Source organism: Pseudovibrio sp. W64 (genome assembly GCF_001623145.1).
Taxonomy (GTDB): Bacteria; Pseudomonadota; Alphaproteobacteria; order Rhizobiales; family Stappiaceae; genus Pseudovibrio.
In genome coordinates this window covers 283,434-308,320 of sequence record NZ_LMCI01000038.1, presented here as the reverse complement: position 1 = coordinate 308,320, position 24,887 = coordinate 283,434, and the positions used below count along the sequence as shown (strand labels likewise).

The 24,887-nt window shown below is 49.4% G+C and carries 26 protein-coding genes and 1 pseudogene; 4 read left to right on the top strand and 23 right to left on the bottom strand.

Annotated elements, in window-relative coordinates:
* The first annotated feature begins 34 nt into the window (after positions 1-34).
* The 3 genes from PsW64_RS17950 (at position 35) to PsW64_RS17940 (ending at position 2,743) form a co-directional block, all read left to right on the top strand.
* Entirely contained in the window at positions 35-622 is a 588-nt protein-coding gene (locus PsW64_RS17950) for a TetR/AcrR family transcriptional regulator (protein ID WP_063304454.1), read from the top strand.
* A 438-nt stretch (positions 623-1,060) separates the two neighbouring features.
* On the top strand, positions 1,061-1,405 hold the full coding sequence (locus tag PsW64_RS27410; protein ID WP_153042391.1) for a hypothetical protein: 345 nt from the start codon (positions 1,061-1,063) through the stop codon (positions 1,403-1,405).
* Positions 1,406-1,729: 324 nt separating this feature from the next.
* Positions 1,730-2,743, top strand: a complete 1,014-nt coding sequence (locus PsW64_RS17940) for a GIY-YIG nuclease family protein (protein ID WP_063304452.1) — start codon at positions 1,730-1,732, stop codon at positions 2,741-2,743.
* A 117-nt stretch (positions 2,744-2,860) separates the two neighbouring features.
* Here PsW64_RS17940 and PsW64_RS27990 read toward each other — a convergent pair whose 3' ends face one another.
* The 23 genes from PsW64_RS27990 to PsW64_RS17835 all read right to left on the bottom strand — a co-directional run bounded on the left by PsW64_RS27990 (position 2,861) and on the right by PsW64_RS17835 (position 23,617).
* On the bottom strand, positions 2,861-3,022 hold the full coding sequence (locus PsW64_RS27990) for a hypothetical protein (protein ID WP_208980869.1): 162 nt from the start codon (positions 3,020-3,022) through the stop codon (positions 2,861-2,863).
* Between the two features lie 803 nt (positions 3,023-3,825).
* Positions 3,826-4,389, bottom strand: coding sequence for a hypothetical protein (locus PsW64_RS17930; RefSeq protein WP_063304451.1), 564 nt, complete (start codon positions 4,387-4,389; stop codon positions 3,826-3,828).
* A 151-nt stretch (positions 4,390-4,540) separates the two neighbouring features.
* Positions 4,541-6,655 carry a DUF6371 domain-containing protein gene (locus PsW64_RS17925; protein WP_063304450.1) on the bottom strand — a complete coding sequence of 705 codons (2,115 nt, stop codon included), beginning with the start codon at positions 6,653-6,655 and terminating at the stop codon, positions 4,541-4,543.
* Positions 6,648-6,965 (bottom strand): hypothetical protein, encoded by a 318-nt coding sequence (locus PsW64_RS17920; protein WP_063304449.1) that lies wholly within the window; start codon positions 6,963-6,965, stop codon positions 6,648-6,650. The genes PsW64_RS17925 and PsW64_RS17920 overlap by 8 nt, the downstream gene beginning before the upstream one ends.
* Positions 6,962-7,186, bottom strand: coding sequence for a helix-turn-helix transcriptional regulator (locus PsW64_RS17915; protein ID WP_193757820.1), 225 nt, complete (start codon positions 7,184-7,186; stop codon positions 6,962-6,964). Before PsW64_RS17915 ends, PsW64_RS17920 begins: the two co-directional genes overlap by 4 nt.
* A 106-nt stretch (positions 7,187-7,292) precedes the next feature.
* Entirely contained in the window at positions 7,293-8,075 is a 783-nt protein-coding gene (locus PsW64_RS17910) for a hypothetical protein (RefSeq protein ID WP_063304448.1), read from the bottom strand.
* Between the two features lie 623 nt (positions 8,076-8,698).
* Complete coding sequence (locus tag PsW64_RS17905) at positions 8,699-11,728, bottom strand: DUF6531 domain-containing protein (protein ID WP_063301453.1); 3,030 nt, start codon at positions 11,726-11,728, stop codon at positions 8,699-8,701.
* Between the two features lie 3 nt (positions 11,729-11,731).
* Positions 11,732-12,196: an SMI1/KNR4 family protein gene (locus PsW64_RS17900; protein WP_063297826.1), complete on the bottom strand. Its 465-nt coding sequence runs from the start codon at positions 12,194-12,196 to the stop codon at positions 11,732-11,734.
* Complete coding sequence (locus tag PsW64_RS27200) at positions 12,189-12,401, bottom strand: HNH endonuclease signature motif containing protein (RefSeq protein ID WP_109314613.1); 213 nt, start codon at positions 12,399-12,401, stop codon at positions 12,189-12,191. Before PsW64_RS27200 ends, PsW64_RS17900 begins: the two co-directional genes overlap by 8 nt.
* A 133-nt stretch (positions 12,402-12,534) precedes the next feature.
* Positions 12,535-13,401 (bottom strand): PAAR domain-containing protein, encoded by an 867-nt coding sequence (locus PsW64_RS27195; RefSeq protein WP_082831153.1) that lies wholly within the window; start codon positions 13,399-13,401, stop codon positions 12,535-12,537.
* A 192-nt stretch (positions 13,402-13,593) separates the two neighbouring features.
* Entirely contained in the window at positions 13,594-14,148 is a 555-nt protein-coding gene (locus PsW64_RS17890; protein ID WP_063304447.1) for a hypothetical protein, read from the bottom strand.
* Positions 14,149-14,194: 46 nt separating this feature from the next.
* Positions 14,195-14,749: an SMI1/KNR4 family protein gene (locus PsW64_RS17885; protein ID WP_193757819.1), complete on the bottom strand. Its 555-nt coding sequence runs from the start codon at positions 14,747-14,749 to the stop codon at positions 14,195-14,197.
* Between the two features lie 15 nt (positions 14,750-14,764).
* The gene (locus PsW64_RS28465) at positions 14,765-14,902 is read right to left on the bottom strand and encodes an HNH endonuclease (protein WP_082831152.1); all 138 of its coding nucleotides are present in this window, start codon (positions 14,900-14,902) and stop codon (positions 14,765-14,767) included.
* Between the two features lie 18 nt (positions 14,903-14,920).
* A complete protein-coding gene (locus PsW64_RS17880) occupies positions 14,921-15,427 on the bottom strand; it encodes an SMI1/KNR4 family protein (RefSeq protein WP_063304445.1) in 507 nt (168 codons plus the stop codon).
* A 130-nt stretch (positions 15,428-15,557) separates the two neighbouring features.
* Positions 15,558-16,115: an SMI1/KNR4 family protein gene (locus tag PsW64_RS17875; RefSeq protein WP_063304444.1), complete on the bottom strand. Its 558-nt coding sequence runs from the start codon at positions 16,113-16,115 to the stop codon at positions 15,558-15,560.
* 19 nt (positions 16,116-16,134) lie between these two features.
* Positions 16,135-16,839 carry an HNH endonuclease gene (locus PsW64_RS17870; RefSeq protein WP_063304443.1) on the bottom strand — a complete coding sequence of 235 codons (705 nt, stop codon included), beginning with the start codon at positions 16,837-16,839 and terminating at the stop codon, positions 16,135-16,137.
* A 12-nt stretch (positions 16,840-16,851) separates the two neighbouring features.
* A complete protein-coding gene (locus tag PsW64_RS17865) occupies positions 16,852-18,207 on the bottom strand; it encodes a hypothetical protein (RefSeq protein WP_063304442.1) in 1,356 nt (451 codons plus the stop codon).
* A gap of 10 nt (positions 18,208-18,217) precedes the next feature.
* Positions 18,218-19,138: a DUF4123 domain-containing protein gene (locus PsW64_RS17860; protein WP_063304441.1), complete on the bottom strand. Its 921-nt coding sequence runs from the start codon at positions 19,136-19,138 to the stop codon at positions 18,218-18,220.
* Position 19,139: 1 nt separating this feature from the next.
* A complete protein-coding gene (locus PsW64_RS17855) occupies positions 19,140-21,224 on the bottom strand; it encodes a type VI secretion system Vgr family protein (protein ID WP_063304440.1) in 2,085 nt (694 codons plus the stop codon).
* A gap of 75 nt (positions 21,225-21,299) precedes the next feature.
* Positions 21,300-21,803: a hypothetical protein gene (locus PsW64_RS17850; RefSeq protein WP_063304439.1), complete on the bottom strand. Its 504-nt coding sequence runs from the start codon at positions 21,801-21,803 to the stop codon at positions 21,300-21,302.
* Positions 21,803-22,687 carry a hypothetical protein gene (locus PsW64_RS17845; RefSeq protein ID WP_063304438.1) on the bottom strand — a complete coding sequence of 295 codons (885 nt, stop codon included), beginning with the start codon at positions 22,685-22,687 and terminating at the stop codon, positions 21,803-21,805. The genes PsW64_RS17850 and PsW64_RS17845 overlap by 1 nt, the downstream gene beginning before the upstream one ends.
* Positions 22,687-22,983, bottom strand: a complete 297-nt coding sequence (locus tag PsW64_RS17840) for a hypothetical protein (RefSeq protein WP_063304437.1) — start codon at positions 22,981-22,983, stop codon at positions 22,687-22,689. The genes PsW64_RS17845 and PsW64_RS17840 overlap by 1 nt, the downstream gene beginning before the upstream one ends.
* Positions 22,984-23,101: 118 nt before the next feature.
* On the bottom strand, positions 23,102-23,617 hold the full coding sequence (locus PsW64_RS17835) for an Hcp family type VI secretion system effector (protein ID WP_057465969.1): 516 nt from the start codon (positions 23,615-23,617) through the stop codon (positions 23,102-23,104).
* Positions 23,618-24,442: 825 nt separating this feature from the next.
* Between PsW64_RS17835 and PsW64_RS17830 the strand changes: the two are divergent.
* Positions 24,443-24,887, top strand: a pseudogene (locus PsW64_RS17830) (transposase); the annotation flags it as partial.

Sequence of the window (24,887 nt, the reverse complement as noted above, 5' to 3'; positions counted from 1 at the left end):
GGAAATCAACCTTTGCAGTAATTAGGAAGTCTTCATGAATAAGAGATCAGGCCATCGAGCTGAGCTTACCCGCGGTCGTAAGCGGGATCGTAACAGGACCGACGCTATTCTTGCTGCAACGGCTGAGTTAATTATCGAACATGGGTTTGATAAACTTCGAGTTCAGGATGTGGCAGAAAAAGCCGGAAGTGGGCTCGGTACGATTTACCGAAGGTGGGAAACAAAAGAAGCCTTAGTAACTGACGCTATTCGCGCTTTTCCTGACCCTCCACTTCCCTCCAGTGATGACGCCGCAGCGGATTTGGCATCTGTTATTCGGGAGAAAACTGAGTTTTATGCTTCAAAACCAGATTTACTTCCCGGAGTAATCTCAGCATTGAGAGAAGATAAGGGTATTGCTGACGCTATTCGTGATCGATATGACGATAAACCACTTCGACAGCTTTTTGCCAGGCTATTGGGTTCTGATCATCCGCAATTAGATCTACTAGCAGAGCTCGTACCAGCAATACTTCTCAACCGAATTGTTTTCCATAACCGTCCAGTTCAATCGGACAACTTTGCCGATGAGATCCTGGCACTTGTCAAAGCTTTATCGAGTGTTCGAGTTGAGAGCCCCTGATGTTATGAGTGAACGCATGCGAGGTTATAAGGGCACCTTAGTTACCGGCAGTGAGAGGCTGAGCGAGTGTTCCATGTGAGTGACTTCTGCCTTGCGAGGCATATTGATCTGATTTGAGCAATAATCATATGCGGTCATCTGTCCGGCGTGTTTAGACGGCAAACATGACTGTTGGTCTTGATGGTTACCGCCTACCAAGTCGCAAACCGGTAAACGGACGACGACGTATCCCAGACATTCCATAGATGTCTGGGTTAATCTTTTCGGTTGGCCGTGCAACAAAGCCCTAACCACATAAGTTGATGAGCCAAGCAAGCTCTTCGTACGCACTTGGCTTTTCAGCTCACACTTGTTTAAATTATCGCCAAATTAGAAAGCTAACTCATATTGTAGTTTGATAAGAAGGTCGTTGTGGATGCAGACGCAAAGGATCTGAATATGACGGTACTGCTCATGCAGCATTTCACGCTGCCGATCCCACCCGATGGTGTTGAAGATGCGAGGCGGTTTTATGGTACCTTACTGGGGTTTAAAGAAATAGAACGCCCTCAAGAAGCGAGTAGCCATGCCGGTTGTTGGTTCTCATCAGGTTCGGTTAATTTGCATTTGCTCGGCAGTGAACCATTTGCGCCAGTAACAGTTGGCCACCCAGGACTTGTAATCAGGGGGTCGCGGGTTCGATCCCTGCTGCCGGCACCACTCTTCTCCTTGATTTATCAAGGAAATTTCAAAGCCTCCCCCGGGAGGCTTTTTGCTTTTCTGGCTTTTGTCAGCATATGGTAAGCAAATGGGCGTTTTGGTAAGCAGGATTTCGCCCCTCCTACCCCCTCCAAATACCCTTTCAACTTAATACTGGAAAAGCTGCGAATGCCGTCACTAGCTGTCAGAGACGAGGCGTTCTGCGGGGCGGCAACCATCGGTAACTGTAAGAGAGCCGTCAGCAGTTGTATTCGCCTCGAAGCTAACTGTATCCAACACTCCCATAAGAGAGCACCGACGCCATTAACCCTCATAAGTTGCGCAGCGGCTCTGACACTTATATGTAGATGAAGCGTGCAACGTGACACCTTCAACAATTTTGCGCTGAAAAGACTATCGAGGACGACAATGGCTACTGCAGGCAGATCAATTCGCTTATTCCTTGTAGACGGTAGCCCCTCAGGCGTTCTGACAGCAGAAATAATGAACTGGACCGGCCATATCCTGTATGGCCCGAGAACCCGCTTAAAAGACCTTCTTGATCGCGATGAACCTGCACGAACAGGCGTGTATCTGCTTGTCGGCAAAGACAGCAATTTATCACCTGCACCACAGGTCTACGTTGGAGAGACCGACAATGTCAAAAGTCGTCTGCTTCAGCACAACAAAGACACAAGTAAAGATTTCTGGGAGTACACATGCATTGTCACAAGCAAAGACCAGAATCTTACTAAAGCTCATGTTCGATATCTCGAAAGTCAGCTGATTTCGATCATACAAAGAGAAGCCCGCGCAACGCTACTAAACGGGACAGCACCTGATTTTGATTACCTCCCCGAAGCAGACATCGCTGATATGGATTACTTCCTAGAGCAACTTCGCGTAGTGCTTCCAAGCATTGGATTAGACTTTCTTAGAGAAACCCCAAAACGTGTCGAGCTTCAGCCTCAGCTGGAAACTTCCAACGTGCTGTCTGATGAGAAAGAAGTAACTTCATCGCGTTTTGTTCATCGCAACATACAAAGCACTTTAAGAACACGCCCTACCCTTGATGGGGCATCTAGCCCAGTTTTTGAGATAAAACGGCCAAGTCTTGAAGCAACAGCAATGGAGTTGGAAGGGAGCTTTTTAGTACTAAAAGGGTCTGAGGCTAGAAAGGAAACCCGACCTTCAATCGGCTCTCACGTAAGATCAATAAGAGAGCAACTGCTTCATGCTGGCAAACTGGCTCCTTCGAAAAAGGACGACCTCTGGGAGTTTCAAGAAGATATTGCATTCAGCAGCCCGAGTGCCGCATCACAAGCCGTTTATGGGACAAGCCGAAATGGTAGAGTTGATTGGGTCATACAAGGTACCGATCAGACCTATGCGAGCTGGCAAGAAGAGCAACTTCAGGATATTCAAATAGAACCTGCACAATAAGCACCTTGCCTTGAACTCATATCGACACAAGCTCGACCTAAAAAAGGCCTGAGAAGCATCGTGCTTCCCAAGCCAGAATATTCCGTAAGAGGGAACGCCCCTCTTCATTCCGTATTTTTAGTCTTTGGAGATTTCCAGCGCGCAAGGCTCAAGCAGCTCGGCAATCTTCTCGCTACTACCCTGCACATCTTCAATATGATTGCGCACAGTATCAAACAGCGTCAGCAACGCTTCATATTCCTGTGTGTGCTCTATGCGTTCGCTCAGAACCACACTCATGGAATAAACTAGATTTTTGAGGTGGTTGCTAAGCTAAGCTGGTCCACTTCATTGCGAAGGGACGTATGGGCACATTTCTCTTTACCAGTATCAGTCATCTAAAAACCCTCGTAAGTAGTTAGAACACCACTCAACAGAAGGCTTCTGATGGCCCACTGGCGAGCGGGAGGTTCAGAACCTGTACGAGGCAGGCGGGTTTATTCCCCCGCAAAGGGTATTGTATTCACCGCCCTCCCGCCCATAAGCGAGAGTTTGCGTTTGGAGAACCAACTCCAGACACAAAAAAGCCGCGAATTAACGGTTGCGGTGACCGCTCGTACATGAGGTTCTGACGCCTCAAGATGACCATGCGATGATTGGCGCAAGGTGTCAATGCAAGGAAACCGAATTCCTCCACAAACCCATAGGATTAGCGGGGTTAAAAAGGGAGAACAACAACAAGAACATCAACACCAAGCCCTCGCGAAAACCACATAGCCGCTTGCGCCGTGGTCTCGAACTACCCGCAGGCAGGAGAACGGCTGAGAAGGACCCATTATCGTTGAAGAGTTTACATCTGATGCGAATGAAACGTCACAATGATAACTAGGTTATCCAGAACCCCCATTTTCCACTTTGCCTAAGCTAGAATGAAAGCTTTAGACCGTAGCTTCTTTTTTTAAGACCTCATCCACCGCAGCAGAGATCCAGCTCGTGATAAAAGCTCGTGCCTCTGGCAACTCCATTGGATTTTCATGAGGTTTAGCTTTGCTATTCGGATGATGCCTATTGCCGACATTAGCACTTTGCCTAAAGCGCCGACGTTACTTATTTGATACAATATGAGATGCAATCTGCTCCAAAACCTCACAAGCCTTGTAAAGCTCTCCCCATCCCGGATTGTCATTCAGATACCATAAAGCGCTTTCTAGATCTGGCGCTTTCGATACTGCAATCATGCAAAGCTGAGCACGGCTAAGTTTAGGCTCGGGTGGGAGAATGTTGCCATCATTATCATAAACGGTGAGTTTAGGTACACCAACGCGGGAACGAACAGATATTCCCTTCAACTCAACGAAAGCACTCTTGCGCAGAATTCCATCCTGATCAAATTCAACTACCGCTGAAATTGTGACCTGATCAGCATCCTCGACTAATGCGAATATAGCATTCAGCGTCTTTAATATTTTTTTTGCACGCTTATGTACCTCTTTACTGTCCAGTGCGTGCGCAAACTCTTTTGATCGTAAGATATGGAAGTTGCCCTGCTCATTCTTGATTTCCTCGACGTAGACATCAGTAAGCGGCGGCATCTTCCTTTGCCAAATCTCCCGGTCTCTTTCAGTCCCTCCGAGCTCTACGCCCCATCTTTTATAAGACAGATTCATCTCTCCTCCACACTCCAATTAGGACGCCTATTGCATCAAGCAACTCAATACTTTGCAGTATCAAATCACAATCACTGTTTTCGCTCCAGTATCAAGCGATAGGGTATGAATTCTCAATCAGTCCGCGATGGAAAAGAGGCTGACAAACAGTTCACATCACATCCAGATAGATCAACCGCTTCGACCCCGTCGCCTTCTTAGTCACCTGTATCCGCTTTGGCCTCAACAGCGGAGAAGCCCGGTCCACAGCACTACCAAACGCGTTCACCTTTTGCAGCCAAAAGCGCGAAGATCTGATCTGATCACTCACAATATGGTTGAGCTCACCATAGAGTTTTGTTGCGGTCCCCATCCAGCTTTCGCCACCACGTCGCACCATCACAAACTCATGGATCGCGACAGCTATAGGATCACCTTCAAACACAGCCTCGATAGTGCCGTGCCGGTTGCTCTCATACGCCTCCAGAAACTCACCCTCTTCCCAACCAAGGCCAGAAGACGCAGCCACCATCAACCGCGCAAAGTCCGCCATGCGTGGATGGCGATCCAAACGCACACTCTCAATGTTGCGGATAGCTGTACTCAACGCATCCAGCAAAGCGCCAAGCATACGCGGTTTGAGCTGCTCCCATTCTTGCCAGAACAGTTCTTCCGGCTGACGGCCCACCTCATCAATCCGCTTGAGACGAACAGAAAGCGCTCGCTCTGCCAGATCAGCCCGCTCAGTCAGCGCAGGAATGCCATTAAGCAGCACTGGCCGCGCCCCTTGAAACCAATAGGCATCGCCATCCGTGTGTAATTTGCGAGAGATAAACCCACTCCCCGTCGCCATTCGGCAAATCGCATCAGACAACCAGCCTTCCATTTTCGAGACATTATCGAAGTTGAGCACATGCCCGTTTTGCGCCATCACCATAAGATCGCGCTCATCCTTGGGAAGAGAGGACGCAGAAACCGCACAAGGATCTGTAATGGACCGCAACAGTCGCGCCACAGTGCTCTTGCCACTGCCTTGCTCTCCACCAAGTGCGAGAACCGGATAACTCCGACTACGCCCCCACAAGGAGGCCACCATCCAACCAAGAATGAGCTTGCAGTCCTCTTCCTCCGCATTGATAAGATGGTGCATCTCTTCAATGTGATGCCCTTTTTCAGGTGCCGGTAACGCAGACATCGTCTGCTTGCGGATGAATTTTACGGGAGGATTGTTGATCACCTCCCACCCGTCACGGGTGATACGGACAGCTTGCCAGCTCTCATCTGCCAGATCCAGCCAGCTTTTCCCGTCCTGCCAGCCAGTGCGCATAAAGGGCTCATGACAGGCACCTTGTTCCAACGCTCGCACCTCAAACACCCGCAAAGCATCACCTAAGTTCTGCGTTGAAGGTGCAAGCCCGGTCTTTTCATAATACCGCCCCACCAGCCAGCGCTTGAAGCTTTGGCTCTCAACCGGCCAATGCTCATAGTGATCATTCACCAGCACGGTGGCAAAGGCGTCTTTCTGCGGAGAATGCCAAAGCTCCAGATCCTGCGCGACCGAAAGCAAGCTTACACCACGCGCACGTGGCTTAGCTTTCAGCTCTTCCGCATCTTCTGCTTGAGAAGGCAAGACGAAGGCTTCGGCCTGCTCTAGCGTCCATCCATCCGCCAAGGCATCAGCCGCATCCCAACCTTTGGGAACATCATCCGGCGGATCAAGAAACCTCACAGATGCAGCCCCAACCTTCTCAAGGCAACCCGCAACATCATCAGCAAATTTTAGCCCAGCCTCATCCGCATCAGGCCAGATGACGATCTCTCGCCCTTGAAGCACTGACCAATCCGCTTTCTTAGCTGCATTGGAGCCACCAGGTGAGCTGATACAAACATGTCTCAATAACAATTGCTTGGCAGCATCTGCAGCCTTCTCTCCCTCAACAATGACAACAGGCATATCCGAAGTTTTGGCAAGAAGCTCTAAGCCATACAAAGGCCTTGGCAGCGGCCACGTCTCCCACCGCCATTTCAATTGCCCTGCGACTTGGAACAAACACAAAGGCCGATAGCTCTTCCCCGCCTCGGCCTCATCAAACCGGTACACATACCCAAGCACTTCACCCGCTGCATCGCGATATGTCCAGCACTGCGAAGGAACCCCAAGCTTAGGATGAAAGGCATGTGGCTCTGGTGCCTCATCTGGCACCGGCATTACAATCACCTTTTGCGGTTGTTCCCGCTTCGGCTTTGATGTTTGGATTGCCTTAATTGGAGCAAACGGATCACTCATAAGCATCCACTCCAATCATATCAGCCAGATTGCATGCAGCTTGCTTTTGCGAGAGCGAAAACAGGTAGGCTCCAAGGCTGATAAAATCCCGCCCACCTTCACCAGTTGCAAAATCACACCACAGGCCTGAAGCAATGTTGATCTTGAAGGAACCAGCCCGCCGATCCATCCGGCGCGGGTTTTTCACCGTATACTCACAGCCACAAAGCCGCCCACCGGGGAGCCACTGCCTGCAGATCGTATCACTATGCAGTAAAGCAGCTCTGGCGATCCTCTGGAAAGCAACGCGGGGATTGTGTCGTCGTCTCATGACCTCGCCCCCACTTCACTTGTGGAGCTTGTCAAATGAGATTCAATCCATACCTGTATGTCAGAAGGCCGATAGCGAACCGCCTTCCCCAGCTTCACATATTTCGGCCCACCACCGCGCACCCACCAAGCCTGTATGGTCCGTATAGAAATTCCAAGATAATCCGCCGCCGCCGCTTCTGTAATCAAAGCGTTCTCAACGCTGTTCAGTTCCGTCCTCATAACCATCATCTCCGCTCATTTGCGATGAAGAAATGCTGGTTGGATTCCACCGGTAAAAATAGGCGACATGATTAATCAGTGCAGGTGTTTTAATTTATACCCCTGATTAATTTGAAGGAATACGGCCTGCTTGTTTAAACGACTGCGGCGCATAAGCACCCCACAGGCGATCAAAGTGACGCCCGCTTATTCCCGGAAAACGCTGCAATACTTCCTTCTTAATATGCGCCTTCGTTGCCCGAGGATGATCCCGGAGCGCCTCCAGAAAACGGATAACTTCAGCCTCAACAAAACGGCCTTGCCTATCAGATTTGGAGTTGCGCTTTTCCTTAGTACTTTGAGCTGCGAAGATCGTCAGATCTTCAGCCAGCACCTGCCACTCATCACCATCAACACGCAAGAGTTCATTTCTCCGCAATGAAACATAGGAGAACTCAGAGGACCAGAGAGAGGCAGGCACGTCAACAGCTTCAGCTAGGGCGCTCTCACGTCCTTTAGCTATGAGCTCACCACTCTGCAGTGCTGATATCAGAGTTAGATACGTTTCAAATATGAGCTGAGTTGCTAGCTTATCCTCAGCTCTCCGGGGAGCCTTGCCGCTCTCAAGGATTTCCATCAACCCATGATCATCCAGCCACTCGGGAAGAACTGTTTTCTTGTGGCATTGAGTTAAAATTCGAAGGTCAGCAGTTACAGGCCAACAGCTAGGCGAGAGATAGGAAAAATAAGAACAAATGCCCTCGAGCGACCAATCGTAAACCGATGCAACCACGCTTGCGTCATAGATTGCTTCACTCACTTCATCTCGATCAAACAGTAATCCTTCGAAAGCATCTTTGAAGAAATGCCCTTCGACAAGCGTCAGATCATACGCTGCAATCTCCCCCATTGAATCTCCTAACCTAACGATCACGAACACCACTGTAGACTAGTGCAAACTGGGGAGTGAGAATGCGGAAAAATTTTCGTTTAGTAACGAGTAGAACGAAAGGGAACCTACTCTCGGAAAGCAGTTCTTAAAACAGCCATTCAAGTAGCATGTCTTTTTGCCTCATTTCTCACTCCAGTCAGCAAGATCTCGGGTCGAAACACTTCCTTACTCAAATCAACTGATCTGTGCTTAGGCCTTCACCGCACGCTCACCGCTCACGCAATATCTTAGACAGCGCGGCGCGTAGTTTTTGCTCCTCCCGCCCTGAATCCTATCGAGATTACATCGTCAAGCATCCGAAAGGCGGCTGCAAGAAGTTATCACGAGCTCTGGCAGGCTGTCGGGTAAGTCTGCGAACGGTTCAAAGAGGATGAGTGTAGCAACGTCTTCAAGGCTGTAGGATATGAAACCGATTAAACGCGACGCACTCCAAAAATCAAAATTGGAAGGCGAGGACTGAACACCGGTTACGATAGAGCCATACAACATGGGCAATGATTTAAGGCAGAAACCGGTGGTGCTTGTAACTGATCGGAACTGAGGTCATAGTCCTCGCTTACTCATTAAAACTGGGGTCAGAGTTAACTTGATGGCGCCCCGTAAGGTCCCTTCCAGAACGGTATTTGAGGCCATATCAGACCTTCGGGGATCAATTGACCAAAAGGAAAGAAGTTATCGAGAACCTGCAGCCGCGACAGGACATAAAACATACCACTAAACATTCCAAAGCTGTTCAGTTTTGACATACGTACGGCTATTCGCGAAGAAGCATCAGCACCGAAAAGAGTGTGATCGAAGGGAAAGGTATAGCGTGTCTTATCGTCGGTTCTGAGCAGCACCCCATTCATACAGGGTAGACACGAAACCGGTTCATTATCCAGAATCATAAACCAGTGATGTCCTGCAGCATAATAAGGGCTACAGAAGCGTCGTGTTCCCCCGATTTCCTTCATTCTGACATCACAAATCTGACCCGTAAGAGTATAATTCAGATCTACCTCATCATGAAGATTACTTGCCCTTGAGTTTTGCAAAAATCCTGGAAGCAAGTTGGAAAATCGAATGGACTTAACCCTACCAACAACATCACGATCAAATTCGTAGCATAGAATATCCCGGTCATCCGCAACGAGCGTCACGGTTTGAACAGCCCCAGCAGGATTATGCTGAGTATTAAATGCCACTTCTCGACCTTTGGACTCCAGAGCAAACCGGTCACCATGATCTGTGATCAGCAGTTCCTGACCATTCAAGTCAATCCTCAAATAATCATCCACTTGGTTCACATTTAGGTAGAAACCCGCACTTTCGCAGACAAACCCATTTGCTCTTAATGTGTAGCGATCTGTTCCTGAAGCGTCGATGCATTCGCCTTCCTTGTCGGAAAATCTCCTTGAAAAACTGGTTTGAATGCCATGCTGATTATCAATAGTCCCCGATTGGACAATTCCGGTTACATAGTCAGTTTCGGTATTGAATCGAAAAATCGCGTGGTCAGGATCGTCGATAACTTGCCAGCTTTGATCTGAATAGCATTTAAATTTTTGCCCATTCAGTTTTAGGATGTCGCAACCCTCGGCCCTCTCAATCTGAGCAAAAAAGTGATCACTTGTAACAGCACTTAACCGACCAGTATCATCATAGGTGTAGCGAAAAACCCTGTCGTCAATCTGTTCCGTTTCAAGAAGTGTTCCCAAATAATTTCTTTTGAGAACCTGCTGACCATCGGTCAAACTGCAAAGGCGACCAACGCCATCAAACGCAGCATCCAGCGATTGCTGAGGTTGGTCAGTCAAGTTTGCATCCCATTGATGGACACTGGTTTTGATGTTTCCATCAGATTGTTCGGATCTTGCCAAATGAGCTGTTCGGGCAATGTCAAACACATCAGCACCCGTTGAGGAAAAGGTCCATTCTTCGGAACTACCTGCAACTGCAAGACCATTTATAAACCCGGAACGACTGAAACCCACTTCGACGGAGCGATCCTCCAAACCGACCGGGCGACCAAAGACATCCCGACCAATAACTTCGGTTCCAATCTCGACAAAATCAGAGTGATTATCAGCATGGTAAAACTGAAGATGCGATGCAGGCACCACATTGGAGGAAAAAGGAGACAACAAAGGCTCAGATACCCCCAGAAAAGCCGCATGAAACAAACTGGACATACGGTCCAGAAGATTATGAGGCAGGTCTACATGAATACAAGAAGGATCCCCGGAAAGAGCTGCTCGCCAGGTGGTTCTTTCAACAGGAGCCGAAAGAATATCATGCATATGGGCAAGCAATATCTCAGCTCTACCCTCTTGAACAGACTGCGGCAATTCAATGAGACCGGCTACCGACAAAGGCCTTTTTCGTACAATCTCAGCCAAAGAACCGAATAATTCTGATGGAGAAAATCGGGCTAATCGAGGTGTTTGTATCACCCCGTCTGTGAAGCAGAAGCTGGTATCTGGCGTTTTAAGTTCCGACAGGGCTTTCGTATCTTGAGCATACTTCAGCAACCATTCCAGACCCCGGAAATTCATCGAAAGCGGATTTCCGGCATCGTCATAACCAATTCTCAAAAGCTCCTGATCACCATCCTCTATTGACGCGAGCAGGCCCCATTCATCCTCATATGAGAATTCCAGACTTGTATCTTCACCTGCCTCCACCCGATGCAAGCGGCCATCTTGCCAGTGATAGGTAACGGTTCGCCCATCTGCCAACCTGAAAGAGGAAAGAACGGCCTGGTCACAATCAATGCTGAATTCGGTTATTGCATCTCCACCACGGCGGATTATCGTCGTGTCAGTGGCCGGATAGGCACATTCCAAGGGCGCCATGCCATGCCTGAAGCGCCTATTCAAAAGCCGGTTATCACTATCTAGCTGCAAGGCTTCAAACGCACCTGAAGGTCTCACCCGGTGGGTAAGCTTCCCGTCGTCATTATACATATAGGCCCACTCTCCGGCATATGCCGAGCGAACCTGTACAAGCCTGCCATCATCATATCGATAGGAACCAACATCCTTTAGTTGACCGGTTACCCGATCCCGCTCGCTTATCCGATTGATCTGCAAATCATCACAATGAATATCAAGATGCAGCCCGTCACTGCGGGAAACACTGGTCAAATTTCCGTAGGCTGATCGTTTGAAACGGATTTCATCGCCAGCTTCATTATATAGCCTGCGCAGAAAAACTTTTTTACCGTTCGACAAACCAAACTCGTAAAACAATCCCCCTGCTACCCGAAAGGTCGGGCGCATATTCAGGATTTCAAGCTTCCAGTCCTTTACAACAGGATTGGTGGAAATTCCCCCGGACCAGGGTATCTGGAAACGTGCTATCTCACCCGTTGGCAGGTGAAGGCTCAACCATTCCGGGCCCGGCAGAACATACAGGCTCCAGTTATCAATCCATCCCTCGCCAGTCTGTCCGTTGAAAAGTGACATGGACTGCCAGGTCGAGGTCAAAAAGAGGGGAATTTTTCCCGGATAATAAAGATCAGTTCTGGAAAAGGTCGCCTCACCAGAGAGAGGATTGAAAATTGAATCCACAAGCCGGGTGTTTCCAGGCCTCTGCCCCCGATAATCATAAAGGTCATAAAGTATGGACATATGTCAGCCCTGAAAGCTGAAGAGACGTTCAAGGAAATGATCCAAGTTTTTCCCGATATAATTCAGATTGCTGTAATCAGCGTCCCCTTCATTTTCATGATCCCAGAAATATATCGCGCCTGCATCATCTCCAGACAAGGACAGCAGGATCAGGTTACCGAACGGATCATGCGCAATGGGAAGCATATGGGATGGAACACGCTCCTCCTCAACATACATGGAGTAATATTCCAGCAAATCCGACGGATCATCAGTTCCAACTGACAAAAACCAGTCCACCAAAGAGTCGCTATACGGGCCATCATCATCAAGAAACGAGAAGCATTCTGGTACCGGTCTGCCGCCATTTCGCTGAGACAAAAACGACCGGTAATCTGCTGGTAGAGTGAGCCCCAGTTTCTTTTCCAAAGTTGCAAGACCTGCTTCATCAAGCCCGGTGGAAGCGTCCAATATCACTGCCTTAGCCATTCTTCAGTTGCTCCTTGATTACCGAAACACCACCGGAGTGAGGAAAGGCGTTATGCATGCTGGAATCGACAAGTTGCAATGTACCCGGATTGGCGCCATCATGGTGCCAGGTAAACCCCTTTGGAGTTCTGACATGCCCTGCATGCTGGTTTGCCATATAACAGTCACGTACCCGACTGGGTTTAGCTGTCTTTGATACAGTCATATTTTTCTCTTTTAATCTCGCTTTGACAGATCCAATCTGACCTGTTTCTTGCATGCATGTTCGTGTCTGCACCCTTAAAATCAATTTGTGAAGGCGTGAAGACCGATTAAACTTCAACTACGTTCGGGCAAACTCAGAGACCGCAGGCATTTGCCATGAGCTTTACACACATATCCGAGACCTGCGGACGCAATACAGACTCCAGCTTTGCCGGGTTTCCGGATTGGGCCAGATCATGCAATCCCGCCACTAACGGATTATCGGGAATATTCGGCATAGTCGCAGACAATGGCTCCCCCAGTGATGTCTCGGAAGACACGGCATCGGAAAAATTCTGCGAAACACGGGAGACAGCCTGAGAGGTTACTTCCGGAACCTTCCCTTTCAGAGCACCAATCAGGGCGTCGCTGTGTAATGCCTTGGTTTTGAGCGTATCAAGAGCTTTATTCGTCAGACCATCCAGCCCAACTTTGGGAAGATGCGAGGCAACATGGTGGGACAGGATGTCTTGAATACCACTTTCAAGAATTGAAGTGAGCTGATCCTGCACGAATGCACCTAGCTCAGACACTGGCATAGACAGAGCCTCCTTGAAGGCGAGCAATACGACCGACGCAGGATCTTCCAGCCTGCTCAAACCCGGATCCAGCAAGGGCGATGCATTATCCTTTGCGCCTTTCATGCAGCTCTTCAGAGGACCACCCATTCCCACATCACCAATGAAGGTATCACCAGAGCCGACTGAAACAGAGCCGCCACAGCCGATACTATCCCCCACACGACCTGCTTTTTTGCCGTTGATGAATACGGTAGCAGACCCGGCAGACAGGGAACGGGGATGAGGAGGGCATTGGGGGCAGCCATGCGGCGCAAACGCATCACCCAGCCTCACGGCCTTTCTGCCGTTGATGAAGGTATCGCCGGAACCGCTAATAGCCGGTGTCGGAGGAAAACAGCCATGGCCTGCCCCAATATCTCCCAATCGTGCTGCTTTTGGCATTTCGCCTCTCCTTCAAAATCAAAAAATCAAAATCCGATGAAGCCCGCAACGAGCCCTGACAAACAAATCCAATGGGCCAAATTCTCTTAAAAGTTCCAGTTCAAGCTTATCCCCGCAAAAGAACACGTTACTTTTATTGCCGTTCTCGTACTGGTATCCCCAGCTCCCCATACCCTCTGTTTGAACAGAAAGTTACTCACCAAAATCCTCTTCCCATTCCTCAATATCATCTTCATCTGCAGACAGCGCATTGATAAATTCTTCAAAGCTGTCACCAAGTTTGGTTATGCCTTCAATATCAGAGGGTATGTCATCCATCTCATCATCAAGAACTAGAGGCTTGATATCCTCAAGCGCAAACACCTTACCAATACACTTGCCCCTGATAACCAATCCAATCGACAAATGCGTTCCGCCTGCAATGATAAGGGCGTCATTGACATTACCTCGTATCATCGAACCTTCAAGCGCTTTTGTACAAGAGAAAACAGAATCTCCGTCGTCATCAAATGAATATTCTGGATGTGGAGCAAGATTCGCAAAAAACGTAATTAGTAGAGAACCTTGATTTGTTTCATAGCGGTGAGGAAGAGGCCAATAACCTGCCCCACAGCTCCGATAGAACGCCACATATTGCTTCAGGCTTTCGTGATCCTGAAAACTGAACCCAAATGCTTTCTCGTGATAGGCAATGCCCCTTTGCAAGCCTTCATTGGAAAAAGGTCTCCTAAATTTCACTTTATGCATACCCGCACCAGCCTGCACTATTCACCCAACAACACGCCGTTACGCTTTATGAGCCAGAACCAAATTTCTCTTTAATTTCATCAGGTAAGTAATCCATAGAATCTTCCCAATCATCAAGGTCGTCTTCATCTGCAAAAAGACCATCAATAAACTCGCTAAATGTGTTGGCAAGATGCAGAGCTCCGTTTTCCAGCCTAGCCTGGTCGCCTTCCAGATAAACACCACTATCAACAAAGGCAAAAACCTTACCTCTGTGTGGCTCCTTTATCGCCAAAGCAAACTTCAAATGCCCCCCTCCACCGTAGGCAAACAACAACATATCACCACTTATGCGATCATTAACGACAGCTTTATTAGCTTGGGTTTGTATGGATTGCTGATCATCAGGCGGGAAATATCCATAAAACTCTTCGATTTTCATCCGATCCATACCAATCTTGCCATCATATTGACACGGTATGGGGTCTGCTCCGATGCCATTTTTTTGCAAGAAAGAAAGAAAATCATCTGGTAAACCAACACCAAAATGTTTTTCCGCCCATTTATCAAAAAGTGTTACATCGCCAGTTTCAAACTCGCTCAAGAAGAAAAGTTTTTGCATCATTAACCCCTTTATTCAGCTGTACGTCGATAAAACTTCATTTCCCGAATGCCCGCCAGCGTGATTAAACAAATCATGCACATTATGATCAACCAGCAACATCGAACTACCATTCTCATGGTGGTGCCATGTATATTTCGTTCTGCTGCTTATTACGCAGCAAACTCATCATCAAGGTTCAGGGTCTTCATCAACAATTTGCGAGTAAAAGATCGCAAAACTATCTGCAATAATAAAACATTCTTCCAGAAATTCTTCTGTTGTTTCCAGTTCTTCTTCTGTTTCATCATCAAAACTAAAAATATGGCCAGTTTTCAGGTCCATCAATATATGTGAATGTGCCGCACCGCTTGCAATTTTGATGTAATGATCGGGGGCATAGTAGTTGTCCTGAATATCATCAGTCTGAAACGGAACCGAATAAAAATTAAAATCTTCTTCAAATATTTTATTAATAACTCTATCTGTTTCTTTAGATATATGCATAAAGGTCGTAATTGCGACCACCGTTTGATCATCACTGTTATAAAAACACGGATCGTTTCCTGTCATATATCCACCATTACATTCTCTCAAAAAAGCAAGATAATCATCAGGAACCGGATATTTAGCCCACGCTTTAAAGGCTTTAATTTCCCTTTCATCAGCAGGTTTTGCAATCGGATCGATATGAGGCATTATTTTTAATTCTCAAACCTCGCGGCAGTATCTTCAGGGACGCAACCAGTTATGGCTTCTCTATTATCGAGAAAATCTTCTACAGGTCCTGTATTCCCAAACCACACACCCAACAACATGACGTTCCGCTTTATGAGCCAAAGCCAAATTTCTCTTTGATTTCATTAGGAAGATATCCCATTGAATCCTCCCAATTTTCAATATTGACTTCATCTGCATAAAGGCCGTCGATAAACTCGCTAAATGTATCGGCAAGATGCAGAGCACCATTTTCCAGCCGGATCTGATCCCCTTCCAGATAAACACCACTATCCACAAAGGCAAAAACCTTACCCCTGTGCGGCCCTTTGACAGCAAGGATAAAACACAGATGCCCACTTCCCCCTCTTGCAAACATAATTAAATCATCACTCATCCAGCCTTCATCAATAGCATTTTCCGTTTTATACTGAATTGAATACGTATCCTCAACAGGAGACAACCAATAAAACTCTTCAATAATTAAGTGATCCATGCCAATTTTACCTGAAAAGCGGCCTGGAATTGGACTAGAACCCACACCATTACTACTTATAAACCCAAGGAAATCATCAGGAAGACTAACACCAAATTTATTTTCTACCCACTCTTCAAGTAATTCTAACTGCATATTTTTTTCTGGCTTCCAAGTAAAAAATACTCTCTGCATAATAGTCTCCGTTATTATCCTATTTTCCCGAATGCCCGCCAGCATGCGGGAACAAATCATGCACATTATGATCAACCAGCAGCATCGAAGTACCATCCTGGTGGTGGTGCCATGTATACTTCGGCTTGCCATCAGGCCCTCTTTGCAAAGGGCGATCTTTTCGTGCAGTCTTCCCGTCTGCCTGCACAACATCAGCTTCTTGAGCCAATCCCGGCTTTTCATTTATAAGCTTTTCATTTGCTTTCTCATAATCTTTGTTCCTGTCACCAGTAAAAGAGCCAATTTTTGTTTTATATTTGGTGAAGTCATCAAAAATCGGCTTGCCATTCACATAAGGAATCTCAACATCCATATTCCCCTTGGTAGAAGTATCTAAATTCTTACCATAGATCACGGCTCCAGTATCTGGATCATATTTTAGCCAGCCACCTCTATCCTCCCATTTCTTAAACTTAGGCGCGTTGGGACCTGCATTGTGATGACCGAGCTTTTCCTCAAGATCATTAGCACTTATCGGTTTGGCATTTGGATAATCATCCAGCACACTCTTCTTAGGCGTTTCTGCTTTTTTAGCCGATGAGGTATCAATAACATCAGGCGCTTTGCCATTCTTTTTGATATTGGTTACCCCGTTCAGCTTGGCGGCTTCTCCGCCGGCTTTTTTAACTGCTTTCAACCCGGCCTGACCAGCATTTCGAGCTGCTGATGAAGGAGCTTTTGCCATATCTCTCTCCTTTTAGCTCGGCGCACTGGCTTGGAGTGCGGAGGCCGTTCCACCAGCCGCCGCACCACTAGCCGCAGCATTTTTAAAAATCTTCACCGCATCTTTTGTCAGAGCCCGGATCGTGTCTTCATCACGCAGATTACCAACTGCAAATTTGATGATCTTGCGAACAAATTCCTGAAACACATCGTCGAGCTTTCCGAGTGCTTTTTCGACCATGCCAACTGCCTTGGATGCGAATTCTACAATCTTGCTAACTGCCAGTTCCGCTGCTTTGATCAACCCAGAGGTGTCACGCAATCCCCACAAGGTCCAGCTTGCCCGTGCTTCTGCCAGCGCTTTGCTGGCTTGTTGCTGCATGGTAGCCAGAAACTTTTTGAAGAGGCCCATAGCCTCCTTGATCAGTTTCTGAAAATCGGCCGCCAGATCCTGAAGCCATTTGACGGCATTGCCGGAAGAAAAGAAGCGCGCCACAGCCATGACGGAATTGATCATTTCTGGTGATGCGGCCTTCTTGAAGGATTTCAGGAAATCGCCTGTCGCCTTCAAAAACGGTTTGCAGGCATTGAAAATGGTTTTGAAAACCCCCTTGACGACCGATCCAACAGTAGGGACCAGCCCGATGGTGCAAATACCTAGCGATAGCCACAGCAACCAGCCTTCTTCCTCCCGCACCTTGCTGTCACAAAGCTTGAGCACAATCGCAGAAACATCCCTGAGATCGCCAACCTGATCGATAATAGGAATGGCCGTCAGCGCTGCATCGAAGATAATCTGCCCGGTTGTCGGATTGTCATTCCACTCTCCTTGCAGCGCACCCCATATCCAGCCAAACCAGCTTTCATCATCAGCATCCAGTTTCCGTAGGGTATTTCTCGCGTTTTCCTCAATCCGCTTATACTCATTGACTTTTCGCTGTGTATCATCGTCCAACCCACCAAACAGACGACCAAGCGCAGAACCGTCAATCTCGTCGCGCATGCGCTCCGCTTCATCCCGCGCAAGACGCGCACGAACAATATCTTGGTTTTTCAGATAATCCGGATTCCGCTTCTGCTGGTTTTCCGGCTTGTATTCAATGGCATCCTCACCGGCCAGCACCATGGCAGCCTCGTTTGGCAGGCCATATATCGCCACCATGCCGTTGTCACCACAGGTGCCATTGGTCTCCGCCCCCCCCTCTAGGATCAAGTGAAACGGAGCCCCTGGAGACGGGAAAAAATCCTCATAATGAACAAAAACGGCCAATGCATTCGGACAATGGTCACAAATCCTGTCCGGGTGTTCCTTGACTGTCGAAAAATCAAGATCGGCCAGGTCAATCACATCTCCGGTTGGCTGACCGCCTGCTGTTTCTGCCTGTGTCATTGCCCCTGTCCTATGCTGCACCCAGCCTGGACGCATCCTTGCGCCTGGCCACCTGCGTCAATCGTTCGATTTTTGATTGCCCGGACATAAAATCTGGCCCGGAAAGAATGGACTTCGCCTCTGGCAGTACGCCATTTTCGTGGAAGCCCTCACCAAAAGCAGTCGTCAGGACAATGAACTTCACCTTGTCCCGTTCCATTTCAAATCCAAGCTTTTTGGCGGTTTTCTCCGATCTTGCAACGAGTGCTAGCAAGTCCTTATCACCGCGGTCAGTCAACTTTTCACCAAAGCCCTTACGCAGAAAATCCAAAATGCGTTCATGCCGAAGCTCAGTCTGCTTGCCCCGCAATGCTTCGAACTGCCTGGCACCTACCCGGTAGGGCGGAAGGCTGGCAATCCCGGCTTCTTCGGTGTGATTGATGCGATAGGTATAAAAGCATTTGTCCTTGCTGTTCGGTGCGATATGGAAAGCCCCTAAATCACCACAGAAGGCTTGGGCCATTTCTGGTGTCATTGAGCTCAAAAATGTTTCGAGAAGGCGCGGGTCGTAGAAACGGAAGAGAACAGTTGTGTTCCCTTTGGGCGGATAGACATTTACCCAGTTCCGCCAATGCTGAACGAGATGGGACGTAGCAACCCTATCAGATGTCTCGAGAAAGAAGCCCCAAGCATCATCACTTTGCGTCAGGCTAACAATATGCTCCCACATCTCGTCCTTGGGTCGGACAAGATGGGGCGCTTCCGTATTGTAATAATCCTCAGCCAGCTCCTCATAGAGACAAAAGCCATCCTCTTTCAGATCAGCCACATGTCCAGGAACATCCTTGTTCCCGCAGGCATCAACAAGAGCAAACAATCTGCCCTCATCACGAAGAGATGCCAGATCATCCCAGCTGACATGGTCAGGGATATTGGTATAGGACAACGCCATATCACCTGTATCCCCGGTCGGTTGCAACCTCAGCAGCTTTCGGGTCCGTTGGCTCTTCAGGCGGTGGTGGGGCGGCATCCGCCGCCGTCCCCGGGCTACCACCCTGGTTGATCTTTACTTTGTTGCCGACAATCGTAACCCCGCCGGAATCAATCTTGACGAAACCACCCGGCCCCTTGATGGTCAGTTCTTCGGTGCCTTCCAGAACAATATTGGGTGCCTTGACCGTGGTCTTGCCCAAAATAGTCGTCGTCGAGCCTCCTTCAACCTTGAGGCTGTCCGATCCCTTGATCATGGTGGAGCGGTTAGCACGAAAACTGTTCACAACAGCCCCGTAAACCGTTGTATGCAGGGCGTTATAGACCTTGAAAAGCAGTTTGCCGCCGAAGATCCAGTTCGTCTCATTATCAATGCGACGATATTCATCTTTTGCTATGTGCTGATAATGGTTGTTCTTGACCAGCAGGTGTCGGTTGTTCTCGACAATCTGATGCCGGTCATGCCGGATATGTTCACGCCGGTCATTCTCGACAATGATGTCCTGATCTTTTTGGGCATGAACATATACTTGTTCCATCCCAGCCTGATCTTCAAACCGCAACTCGTTCGAACCCATACCCTTGTGGGTATCTGACTTAATTGTCATAACCGTTTTATGGTCCGGCAGCTGGTACGGGGACTTGTTATTATTGTGATACGTCCGTCCTGTGATAATTGGCTGGTCTGGGTCGCCTTCGAGGAAGTCTACGATGACCTCGTGGCCGATGCGGGGGATGGCGATGTGGCCCCAGCTGGCGCCGGCCCAGTTGGAAGAAACGCGGATCCAGCAGGAGGAGGTATCGTTCTTCTTGCCGTGGCGGTCCCACGGAAACCAGACTTTCACCCGGCCATGTTCATCGCAGTAAATCTCTTCGCCTTCCGGTCCGGTGACATGGGCGATCTGCGGGCCGTCCACCAAGGGCTTTTTGAGCAATTTGGGCCGGTATGGCAGGCGCGCGGGCATGACCTCAAACCCGGCGCTGTAAGTGGTGGAGCCGCTGCCGGCTTCCTCAGCCACGGCCTGCGGCTGACTGCCCTGATGCGAGACGGTGAGCAAATGATACTTGATGTTGTAGTCACTGTTCGGGTGGTCCGTGAGCGTAAATTGATGACCTGCCATCAGGTGGATGGCATTGGTGGCGCCATGGCCTGTGGTGGCCTCTACCCGAGCTGCCTCCAGCCGGTGCTTTGTGAACGGTTTGCCGACACCATCGGCCTTGTAGCGCCCTGGATACTCATAGAGTGCATAGTCTCCAGCAGAGCCGTTGTCCTCACCGCGCTGATGGGCGTGTTGCTGGTTGTAAGGTGGGTTCTTGAAGGAATAATCGCGCTGCATGAAGCTGGTGGCTCGCAGCTGCTCACGAAGGACAAAGCTGTTGCAATAAACGCCTTTGACCGCCCCGCCAGCCATGCTGTTATATTCTAGCTTGGGCTGGTCTGGGAGCTCGGAGACGATCTGCGGGTTATCAATAAACTGCAGCGTATGCTGGCCATTGGCACCATAGGTGAAGTAGTACCAGATGCCTTCCTCTGCCGTGATGCGATCTAAAAAGCTTAAGTGGCTTTCCCGGTACTGCACGCAGTATTCGCGCGCCTCATGAGGCTCGGTCAGATCCCACTTCACATCCTCGACGCCGTGTTCTTTCAGCAGGATCTTGACGATCTCAGGTACGCTTTTCTTCTGGAAGATCCGGCAGTCAGAGCCGTGGGCTAAACGGTGCAGGCTGGGCAGCAGCGTCAGCGAGTAACTGGTGCGGTGATGGCCTTCATTACCACGGGCAATCTCAGCGATCACCCCAGAGAGATGGCGCAGGCCCTCGTATTTATGATGAATGGTCAGCGTGGCAGGCGTATCGAGCAGGCTATGCAAGTCGAGCGCGTTGTCGGGGCTGGCAAGCTCAATCTGGATCTGCGTGAGCCCGTTAAGGCGTTCTGTTGCCGAGAACCCGGTGACCAGCAATTCCGCGTTGGGCTGCGCAGGAGCTGCAAAGGTGAAGGCCAGATCTTGTTCCTGGAAGAGCTGCGGGATTTGGACAATAGCATTCATAACAAACTCACTGGCAAAAGAAAAAACAAAGGACGTACAAGTATTGAGAGTGGTCTGGCGGGCTTCGTTAGGGCTTCACCCCGGCGGCGGATAGGGTTTTCCAGCAGCAGAGGTTGGCGGACACAACACACCGGGAGCAACCAGTACTTCGTTCTTGCGCTGGAAGTCATTCAGGAACGTTTGGTCGCAAGAGCGATACCCTACAAGGATCGCCTGCGCGCGCGCATAGTCTGTGACTACCATTCCGAGAAATGCTCCGCCGATAGCAACGATTAAGAACACGACTGAGAAGCTTTGGGCTGACCGCTTAATCCAATGTTGCCCCCAAGGAGTGATGGCAAGGTGAAGCATCGGTAATGCTGCTCCAGCCAGCAAAAAACGGGATCTACCCCGGATAACCTGCAACAGTTCAGGTTCAGGAGGCTGAGCAAAAATGGCTAGAAACGCGGGACGCATTACATCCAAGCAGGCGGAAATTCCTATCAAATCGAGAAGGAGCATCACTGCATGGAGGCGACGAATGTCCTGACCGACCCAACGACCAGCAAGTGTGCCCTTATCAATCACCCACCCCAACATCAGTGTCTCCGATAGAGCTGATTATACAAATCTGGACCGCCAAAATGCCAGATGGTCTCACGTTCCAACTGGTTCATAAAGCGATTGCTGCGACGTTCAAACTCTTCCACTTTCTGCTTCATGGCAACATGTGCAGCATGAATGACCTTGCCGACTTTCTGAACTCCATGAGCGACAGCTTGGCCGGTCCAAAGCAAGGCTGCGCCGAGTTTTTTCTTAATCTGATAGCTTTCTGATAGCTCACTTAACTTGTGCCCGACATAGAGCCCCACAATGATTGCCCCTCCGGTCACAACGACTGCAGGCAGAGCAATCGCGGTAATTGTACCAGCAATAGCAACAGCTCCTGCTGCTGCCAGAGCTCCCGCGGCCATCGCGACCGTGCCAATAGCAACATCAGTAATGATGTTGGCAAACAGCTCGTGATAGAGCTGCTCATCACTCATGACGAACTGCATCACATCGAGTGCCACATAGCAGGTGATCATTATGATCGCATTGGACCTTCCTGCAGATTTAAGTGCCTCTGGGCCAATGCCAAACGCAATGACTTTCGGCGAGGTGGACAGATACCGTGTGCCCTTCAAGGTCTCACGCAAGGCGGAGTATCCCTTAAACACCACATAGGTCTTGCCGTTCACCACTTTGGTGTAATAGCGCCCCTGCAGGCCGATTTCCTTCAGGAGTGTCTGACCACCCTTCATGTCCCGCAGCAGCACTGGCAGGCTCGCTAGGTCAAGGGCACCACCCGTTGTTGCTCCAAGGCTTTGATGGCTATCTACCACCGCTTGCGCGAACAGTTCCAAGTCCATCACGACAGCTTCATCCTGGCGTGGGTTGATGAGCTCTGCTGCCATGCGTTGTTCTGCGAGCGAATAGACCATCAGAATATCTCCTTATGGGGCTGTTCCCCTGGCCTGACCATCAAGCGGTGGCCGGGAAACTGATCCAGAAAGCCCCGGATCTCCAGCTCTTCGGACAGGTCTTCGTGCAGTGCATCTGACGAGCGCTCAGGTCGATCACGACCTTGCAGAGCCACATGGGCTGTGCCTGCCGGATCGCACTCTTTTGGTGCAGCTTCAGCTACCGCCTCGACCTTGCGCCGTCGCCACAACAGGGCGCGAAAGAAGCTGCGCAAGTAGCCGCGCTTTGCTGAGGCTTTGCCAGAGACAAACTGCATATTCCAACTCCGCAGATCAGGCCCAAATCAAAGACTGCCTGGTGTGAACTCACCCATAGGCAGTGTCCGGGCCAAAGCTGGCCCGGATCTGACTTCCATCCTCAATGAGGATAGAGACTTAAGCTGCAGGCGCGCGCCAGTCATCAGCACCAGACGTGCCAGAGACTGTGTGCTCCCACATGATCTTGCGGTAAGACAGTTCAATGGTGATCAACTGAGTGAAGTCAGCGTTCTTCGGATCCTGACAATGCGGCAGGCCACACTCGATGTTGGTGATCAGCGCATCTTCAAAGGAGGTGGTGAAGAAATGCTCCTGCTTGCCGGAAGAGTTGGTGCGGTACCATTTGACTTCACACTTAGGCAGCATCTCACCGGAAACCAGCGCATTGTAAAGCAGCGGGATGGACTTGTTCATGGAGCAGGTGAACTTGAACGGAGTGTGCACGCGCTGACCAGCTGGCTGGCCGGACTGGATATCACGAGGAATGATGACGGTGTGATCAATGGCCTGCACCATGATCTCGTCTTCATGACCTTCCTGCCACACGTTACCGACGGAATCTTCAGTAAACGCGCCTTGAGTGATTGGACCCTGAGTTGACCCTTCAATGGTGATATAAGCGGGTGTTGGCATAGTATGCTCCTGGTGAGCGCCCTCCGTGTGCGGACAGACGCAGCAAAACAAATAATGAACCCCATTTGATGAGAATGGGCCACAGCCCCAGACCCCAGTCTGCGACAGCGTACCAACACAACTGCAACTTGCATGCCAGAGTGAGAGAAATAGAAGAAGAGAGCACACCAGAACTCGCTTACTTGTTGAAATAACAAAGGAAAACAACTCGGAAGTATCCGCAAATTTGTGCCTAGTTGCAGAGCACCAGGTTAAATACCGCAGCGTAAGCTTGAGCCAAAGATGGCTTAAAACTCTAACGCCCGAGATAAGTATCTGATAAATACAAGAAAACAGCGAGCCAATTTTTGGCCCAATCCTGACCAACAATCGCCCGTCCCTGAAATATAAAGGAAAATCAGGATAGCCCCTCAAAGGCAAAGCGCTATTTGAGCCGCATGAGAGACCCTTCGCGCCCTAAATGCCCTTCAAATCAGTTTCTTCGAGAAGCGCAATTGTCGGCCCCTGCCAGCGAAAAATAGCCTTCCGATGAAGATCGCTCAGCATTATGCCTGACATGCAATCTATACAGAAGCTGGCAGCTCTGCTTGCCGCTACTCATTTTCCAGCTTTTCGCAGGGGTTATTTTTCTCCTGATCTGGCACCTTATGCGTACCCTTCTACTTTTCACTACCTTTGAACGCCTTTCACCGCCTTTCAGTCAACTCATACCGCCATGTACGCGCTGGTGCATTCAGTCTGTTTGTCGGCGACGCCTTATGGACAGATCGATCGATTTGAGTAAGGGAGTGTTTTGGCCCATGATCACTAGATTAGGAGTGAACAATGGGGCAATACACAAGGACCGCCAGCGCTGCAGCTGAGAAGGCGGTTAAAGACATCCGGCGCAAGATCCGAAAGCGCTATTCCACTGAAGACAAGATCCATATCGTTCTGGCTGGACTGCGCGGTGAGGACAGTATTGCCGAGTTGTGCCGACAAGAGGGCATCTCACAGGGGCTTTACTACAGCTGGTCGAAGGAGTTTCTGGAAGCTGGTAAGAAGCGACTTGCTGGTGATACGGCCCGTCAGTCCAGCACCGGTGAGGTCAAGGGTGCTGCGCAAAGAAGCACGCGATCTCAAAGAGGTGGTCGCCGAACAAGCTCTGGAGCTGCGGCTTCTTAAAAAAGCATGCTCGAGGATGGGGGAGACGACGAATGAGATATCCCGCCCACGAGAAGTTGGAGATTATCCGGCTGGTTGAAGGATCACATCAGCCAATCAAGCGCAC

Coding starts and splice junctions, on each gene's coding strand:
- PsW64_RS17950 (WP_063304454.1), top strand. CDS start 35: ATGAATAAGAGATCAGGCCATCGAGCTGAGCTTACCCGCGGTCGTAAG.
- PsW64_RS27410 (WP_153042391.1), top strand. CDS start 1,061: ATGACGGTACTGCTCATGCAGCATTTCACGCTGCCGATCCCACCCGAT.
- PsW64_RS17940 (WP_063304452.1), top strand. CDS start 1,730: ATGGCTACTGCAGGCAGATCAATTCGCTTATTCCTTGTAGACGGTAGC.
- PsW64_RS27990 (WP_208980869.1), bottom strand. CDS start 3,022: ATGAGTGTGGTTCTGAGCGAACGCATAGAGCACACACAGGAATATGAA.
- PsW64_RS17930 (WP_063304451.1), bottom strand. CDS start 4,389: ATGAATCTGTCTTATAAAAGATGGGGCGTAGAGCTCGGAGGGACTGAA.
- PsW64_RS17925 (WP_063304450.1), bottom strand. CDS start 6,655: ATGAGTGATCCGTTTGCTCCAATTAAGGCAATCCAAACATCAAAGCCG.
- PsW64_RS17920 (WP_063304449.1), bottom strand. CDS start 6,965: ATGAGACGACGACACAATCCCCGCGTTGCTTTCCAGAGGATCGCCAGA.
- PsW64_RS17915 (WP_193757820.1), bottom strand. CDS start 7,186: ATGAGGACGGAACTGAACAGCGTTGAGAACGCTTTGATTACAGAAGCG.
- PsW64_RS17910 (WP_063304448.1), bottom strand. CDS start 8,075: ATGGGGGAGATTGCAGCGTATGATCTGACGCTTGTCGAAGGGCATTTC.
- PsW64_RS17905 (WP_063301453.1), bottom strand. CDS start 11,728: ATGTCCATACTTTATGACCTTTATGATTATCGGGGGCAGAGGCCTGGA.
- PsW64_RS17900 (WP_063297826.1), bottom strand. CDS start 12,196: ATGGCTAAGGCAGTGATATTGGACGCTTCCACCGGGCTTGATGAAGCA.
- PsW64_RS27200 (WP_109314613.1), bottom strand. CDS start 12,401: ATGACTGTATCAAAGACAGCTAAACCCAGTCGGGTACGTGACTGTTAT.
- PsW64_RS27195 (WP_082831153.1), bottom strand. CDS start 13,401: ATGCCAAAAGCAGCACGATTGGGAGATATTGGGGCAGGCCATGGCTGT.
- PsW64_RS17890 (WP_063304447.1), bottom strand. CDS start 14,148: ATGCATAAAGTGAAATTTAGGAGACCTTTTTCCAATGAAGGCTTGCAA.
- PsW64_RS17885 (WP_193757819.1), bottom strand. CDS start 14,749: ATGCAAAAACTTTTCTTCTTGAGCGAGTTTGAAACTGGCGATGTAACA.
- PsW64_RS17880 (WP_063304445.1), bottom strand. CDS start 15,427: ATGCCTCATATCGATCCGATTGCAAAACCTGCTGATGAAAGGGAAATT.
- PsW64_RS17875 (WP_063304444.1), bottom strand. CDS start 16,115: ATGCAGAGAGTATTTTTTACTTGGAAGCCAGAAAAAAATATGCAGTTA.
- PsW64_RS17870 (WP_063304443.1), bottom strand. CDS start 16,839: ATGGCAAAAGCTCCTTCATCAGCAGCTCGAAATGCTGGTCAGGCCGGG.
- PsW64_RS17865 (WP_063304442.1), bottom strand. CDS start 18,207: ATGACACAGGCAGAAACAGCAGGCGGTCAGCCAACCGGAGATGTGATT.
- PsW64_RS17860 (WP_063304441.1), bottom strand. CDS start 19,138: ATGGCGTTGTCCTATACCAATATCCCTGACCATGTCAGCTGGGATGAT.
- PsW64_RS17855 (WP_063304440.1), bottom strand. CDS start 21,224: ATGAATGCTATTGTCCAAATCCCGCAGCTCTTCCAGGAACAAGATCTG.
- PsW64_RS17850 (WP_063304439.1), bottom strand. CDS start 21,803: ATGTTGGGGTGGGTGATTGATAAGGGCACACTTGCTGGTCGTTGGGTC.
- PsW64_RS17845 (WP_063304438.1), bottom strand. CDS start 22,687: ATGGTCTATTCGCTCGCAGAACAACGCATGGCAGCAGAGCTCATCAAC.
- PsW64_RS17840 (WP_063304437.1), bottom strand. CDS start 22,983: ATGCAGTTTGTCTCTGGCAAAGCCTCAGCAAAGCGCGGCTACTTGCGC.
- PsW64_RS17835 (WP_057465969.1), bottom strand. CDS start 23,617: ATGCCAACACCCGCTTATATCACCATTGAAGGGTCAACTCAGGGTCCA.